Source organism: Rhodococcus sp. CX, from assembly GCF_015865005.1.
Classification (GTDB): domain Bacteria; phylum Actinomycetota; class Actinomycetes; order Mycobacteriales; family Mycobacteriaceae; genus Rhodococcus.
On sequence record NZ_JADZGH010000094.1, the window covers coordinates 16,518 to 21,244 of the forward strand.

Genomic DNA, 4,727 nt, shown 5'->3' on the forward strand with positions numbered 1-4,727 from the left:
ATCTCGGATGTGTTCATGAACGCGGTTCCGCACCAGAACTTCACGCTGTCCCTCCTTGTGGGTCGTGTGCGGCCGCACACCCGGCCGACCGCGCGAGATCGAGGTTTCCGTATTGAGAGAATGCTATTTCGAAAGCGTTGCGGGTGGAGTGCTTCGATCTGCGGCTGCAACCGTGTGTGAGCGCGTCTTCTCCGGGCAATCCCATCCGGAGAGCGATCGAAAGGATCTGTTGACGTGGGGCACAAATCCTCGGTAGATTCCGCCTGAGCTTGTTAAGTTAATGGTGATTCTCACCGCTCGTCTTCGGTGACGAGCACCCCAGAACCGGGAGCATCGATGGATCTTTCGTGGTCAGAGGCCGATTCGGCCTTCCGGGACGAGGTACGGGCATTTCTCGAAGAGAAGCTGACGCCCGAGATACGCCGCGCCGGTAAGTCGGCGACGAGCGTGTATCCGGACCACGAGGCCAGCATGGAATGGCAGCGCATCCTGCACGAGCGGGGATGGGCCGCACCGGCTTGGCCCGTGGAGTACGGAGGCTGCGACTGGAGCCTCACCCAGCACTACATCTTCAGCAGGGAGTCGATCCTCGCCGGAGCGCCGTCGCTCTCGCCGATGGGCATCCGGATGGTCGCGCACGCGATCATCGCGTTCGGCACCCAGGAGCAGAAGGACTACTTCCTGCCCGGCATCCTCACAGGCGAGGTCTTCTTCTGCCAGGGTTACTCGGAGCCCGAGGCCGGCTCCGACCTCGCGTCCCTGTCGATGGCCGCCGTCGAGGACGGCGACGACCTGATCGTCACCGGCAGCAAGATCTGGACGACGCACGCCACCGAGGCGAACTGGATGTTCGCGCTGGTGCGCACGTCGCGGACCGGCCGGAAGCAACAGGGCATCACGTTCCTGCTGATCGACATGAACTCGCCCGGCATCGAGATCCGCCCGCTGGTGATGACCTCGGGCGAGCAGGTGCAGAACCAGGTCTTCTTCGACGGCGTCCGGGTGCCCAAGGCCAACGTCCTCGGCAAGATCGACGAGGGCTGGACGGTCGCGAAATACCTGCTGATCTTCGAACGCGGCGGCGGCGCCGCAGCCCCGGCACTTCAGGTGATGGCCGAGCGGCTCGCCGAGGTCGCGGCCGAGCAGCCCGGTCCCGACGGCGGCGCACTGATCGACGACCCGGTGTTCGCGGCGAAACTCGCCGACGCGCGCATCCGCACCGAGGTTCTCGAGATCCTCGAATACCGGACGATGTCCACGATGTCGTCGGGCGGCGACCCCGGACCGGCGGCATCGATGCTCAAGGTGCTCTCCACCGAACTCAGTCAGACGCTCACGGAGTTGACGCTGGAAGCTGCCGGTCCGCGTGGCCGCGTGTACCAGCCGCACCGGACGAAGCCCGGCGGTCCGATCGCGGACTTCGTTCCTCCCGCCGACGACTACCTCAGCGGCGAAGAATGGCAGGCGGTTGCGCCGCTGCGCTACTTCAACGACCGCGCCGGCTCGATCTACGCGGGCAGCAACGAAATTCAGCGAAACATTCTGGCGAAAGCAGCATTGGGGCTCTGATGGACTTCAGTCTGACCAAAGAACAGGAACTGCTCCGCGACTCGATCGCCAAGTTCCTCGCATCGCGCTACGACCTCGCCGAGAGCCGTAAGGCGGCGACGATCGGTGCCGGCCACCAGCCGCACATCTGGAGGGGCTTCGCCGAGGAACTCGGCATCCTCGGTGCCACGGTGCCGGAGAAGTTCGGTGGTCTCGACGGCGGTCCCGTCGAGCTGATGATCGTCGCCGAACAGCTCGGCTACGCCCTCGTCGTCGAGCCGTACGTCGACACGGTCGTCCTCGGCGCCGGGCTGCTCGCCCGGACCGGCGGTGCCCGCGCCGAGGCGGTGCTCGAGGACATCGTCGCGGGCGAGGCCGTCGTCGCGTTCGCCGCGACCGAGCCGACCTCCGGCAACGTGCTCCACGACGTGACCACCACCGCTCGCCGCGACGGCGACTCGTGGGTGCTCGAGGGCGAGAAGATCGTCGTCGGCAGCGCCCCGTGGGCGCAGAAGCTGCTCGTGACCGCCCGGACCTCGGGGGAGCGCCGCGACACCGACGGGGTGTCGCTGTTCCTCGTCGACTTCGACGCCGAGAATCCGCCCGAGGGTGTCGAGGTCCACAGCTACCGGACCATCGACGACCGCCGCGCCGCCGACCTGGTGTTCACCGGCCTGCGGTTGCCCGCCGACGCGCTGCTCGGCGCCGACGGCGAGGCGTGGGATTCGGTCGAGCAGGCTCTCGACGAGGCGACCGCCGCGGTGTGCGCCGAAGGTGTGGGCCTCATGCGGAAGGTGCTGGCGGACACGGTCGAGTACGCGAAGCAGCGGCAGCAGTTCGGCCAGCCGATCGGGTCCTTCCAGGTGCTGCAGCACCGCATGGTCGACATGTACATCGAGCTCGAGCAGTCCATCTCGGCGGTCTACCTGGCGATTCTCAACCTCGAGGCGGAGCGCGCGGTGCGGGCGCGCGCGGTCTCGGCGGCCAAGGTCACCGTCAGCCGGGCGGCGCGGTTCATCGGCCAGAACGCGGTCCAGCTCCACGGCGGCATGGGCATGACGGAGGAGCTGGCGGTCGGGCACTACTTCAAGCGCCTGACGGCCTTGGAACACGAGTTCGGCACCGCCGATCAGCATCGCGCCCGGTACGCCGCGCTGACCAAGCGATGAAGGTCACTCATCGGGACCGCCGCTAGGTTTCATACAACTTGTATGTAACGATGGCGCGGTGAGCTTCTTGTGGGTTTTCGCCGCACTGCTGGTGCTGGTCGCTCTGCTGGCCGCCCTGGCCCTGCTGATCCCTCGTGTGTTCGGATCGAAGTCGAGCACCACGGCCTCCACGTCGGCGGTCCGGAGTGATGCTCCGGCTTCCGCGGCGCCGGCGACCGCGGAGCCCGAGGCGCCGGGCCGCCCCGCCGGCTGGTACAGCGATCCCGGACACCCGGCCTTCGTGCGCTGGTACGACGGAACGGCCTGGACCGACCGGTTCCAGCCCGTCGGCAACCACCGCAACACCGGCCAGGGGATGCAGCAGACCTACTGACCACCACGACCCGAGCACGTCCACCTCGACGCCGCCGTCCCTCAGGACGGCGGCGTCAGTGCGTTCTGCACCCGATCGGCCGCGGTGAGCGGATCCTCGTGTTCCCAGATCCGCACGACCGTCCAGCCCGCCGCCGTGAGACGCGCGTCGGTGTCCCGGTCACGGGCGACGTTCCCGGCGAGCTTCGCCGCCCACCACTCGGAGTTGTTCTTCGGGTCGGTCGCGTGCACGGGACAGCGATGCCAGAAGCATCCGTCCACGTACACCGCGAGATGACGCCGGGGAAACACCAGGTCCGCGCGGCGCCGCAGGCCAGGCAGGGGAGCGCGGTCGACGAAGAACCGCAGCCCGCGCCGATGCAGTTCGCGACGCAACGCCACCTCGGGCGCGGTGTCGCGGCGACGCTGCCTGCTCATCCGGGCACTCGTCACCGGATCGGTCGCGGGACGTTCGGATGCGGACACGGCGTCAGCCCGTCAGGCCGCGGCCTCGGGGAATCCACCCATCCGATCGAGGTGGCTCTCCACGTCGTCGAGGAAACCCGGGACGAAGCGCAGGTTGCCCGACCGCGCCCGGCGCAGGAAACCGGCGGTCGCGCGTGCGGACAGCAACCGCGCGTCTTCCAGGAATCCGCCCAGATCCTCGTACGGTTCCTGCACCGGCCAGTGCGACTCGTGCACGCGGAACGCCCGGCGGTTCGCCCCCCACGCCGCACTCGGCCACGGATCCCCGGGACGCAGCGGCGACTGGTGGTCGGGCGAGTAGTCGATCGGATTCGACAGCCGATGCCCCACCCACGAGGCCATCCGCACGCTCACCGCATTGCCGACGAGACGCCACCGATGCCCGGTCCGCACGCCTGGCGCCTCGGTGGCCGGCGCCGTCCAGTCCGGATCGAAGCCCTGCAGCCGTTCCGCGTCGACGAGGCCCGGCGTGACGATCTCCCCGGACGGCAACCGCACCGCCGGGGGACTCGCGATACCGACGGTCGAGCCTCCCTTGAGGGTCGGGACCGCGTTGACCGCCCAACCCAGACCCCGCACACCCTCGGTCCAGTAGAAGCCGCACGGATACGCCGCCGGATCACCCTCGTCGGGAGCGCCGGCGTCCTCACCGAACAGCACCGCGCGCGGATCCTCGGTGCGGGAGGCCACCATCAGGACCCGCTGGCGACGCTGCGGCAACCCGAAGGCCCGCGCATCGACCACCCGATAGGCCCACGCGTATCCGAGGTCCTCGAGCGCGTCGGTGATGTGCCGCATCGCTGATCCCCGCGCGAGCTGCAGCATGAACGGCACGTTCTCGATGACCAGCCACCGCGGGCCTTGCTTGCGTTTGACCAGGCGGAACACCTCGTCGACGAGGCCGGATCGCGAACCGGTGATGCCGGCGGTCCGGCCCGCCTGCGACAGGTCCTGGCACGGGAAACCCGCCGCGACCAGCTCGGTGCGCTGGGGAAGCGACCGCAGTCGCGTGACGTCCGAATGCAACGGCACATCCGGAAAGCGGGTCCGCAGCACGGCTTGGGCGCCGGCGTCGATCTCACAGAGCAGCTCGGTGTTCCAGCCGTGATCTCGCAATCCCAGCTCGAGTCCGCCGATCCCGGCGAACAGCCCCACCATGTTCCCCGTCGACGT

General features: G+C 68.5%; 5 protein-coding genes. 3 read left to right on the forward strand and 2 right to left on the reverse strand.

Annotated features, from left to right (window positions below):
- The first annotated feature begins 336 nt into the window (after positions 1-336).
- From I0Q12_RS10200 to I0Q12_RS10210, 3 genes are read left to right on the forward strand one after another with little or no spacing between them, the layout of a single operon-like run.
- A complete protein-coding gene (locus I0Q12_RS10200; RefSeq protein WP_197251810.1) occupies positions 337-1,569 on the forward strand; it encodes an acyl-CoA dehydrogenase family protein in 1,233 nt (410 codons plus the stop codon).
- A complete protein-coding gene (locus tag I0Q12_RS10205) occupies positions 1,569-2,717 on the forward strand; it encodes an acyl-CoA dehydrogenase family protein (protein ID WP_197251811.1) in 1,149 nt (382 codons plus the stop codon). Before I0Q12_RS10200 ends, I0Q12_RS10205 begins: the two co-directional genes overlap by 1 nt.
- Positions 2,718-2,775: 58 nt before the next feature.
- Positions 2,776-3,090: a DUF2510 domain-containing protein gene (locus I0Q12_RS10210; protein WP_197251812.1), complete on the forward strand. Its 315-nt coding sequence runs from the start codon at positions 2,776-2,778 to the stop codon at positions 3,088-3,090.
- A gap of 41 nt (positions 3,091-3,131) precedes the next feature.
- Here I0Q12_RS10210 and I0Q12_RS10215 read toward each other — a convergent pair whose 3' ends face one another.
- Together I0Q12_RS10215 and I0Q12_RS10220 are read right to left on the reverse strand one after the other, a co-directional pair.
- Complete coding sequence (locus I0Q12_RS10215; protein ID WP_197251815.1) at positions 3,132-3,506, reverse strand: very short patch repair endonuclease; 375 nt, start codon at positions 3,504-3,506, stop codon at positions 3,132-3,134.
- A gap of 60 nt (positions 3,507-3,566) precedes the next feature.
- Positions 3,567-4,727 (reverse strand): DNA cytosine methyltransferase (locus tag I0Q12_RS10220; protein WP_231610401.1); only part of this gene is annotated, 1,161 nt, incomplete at its 5' end.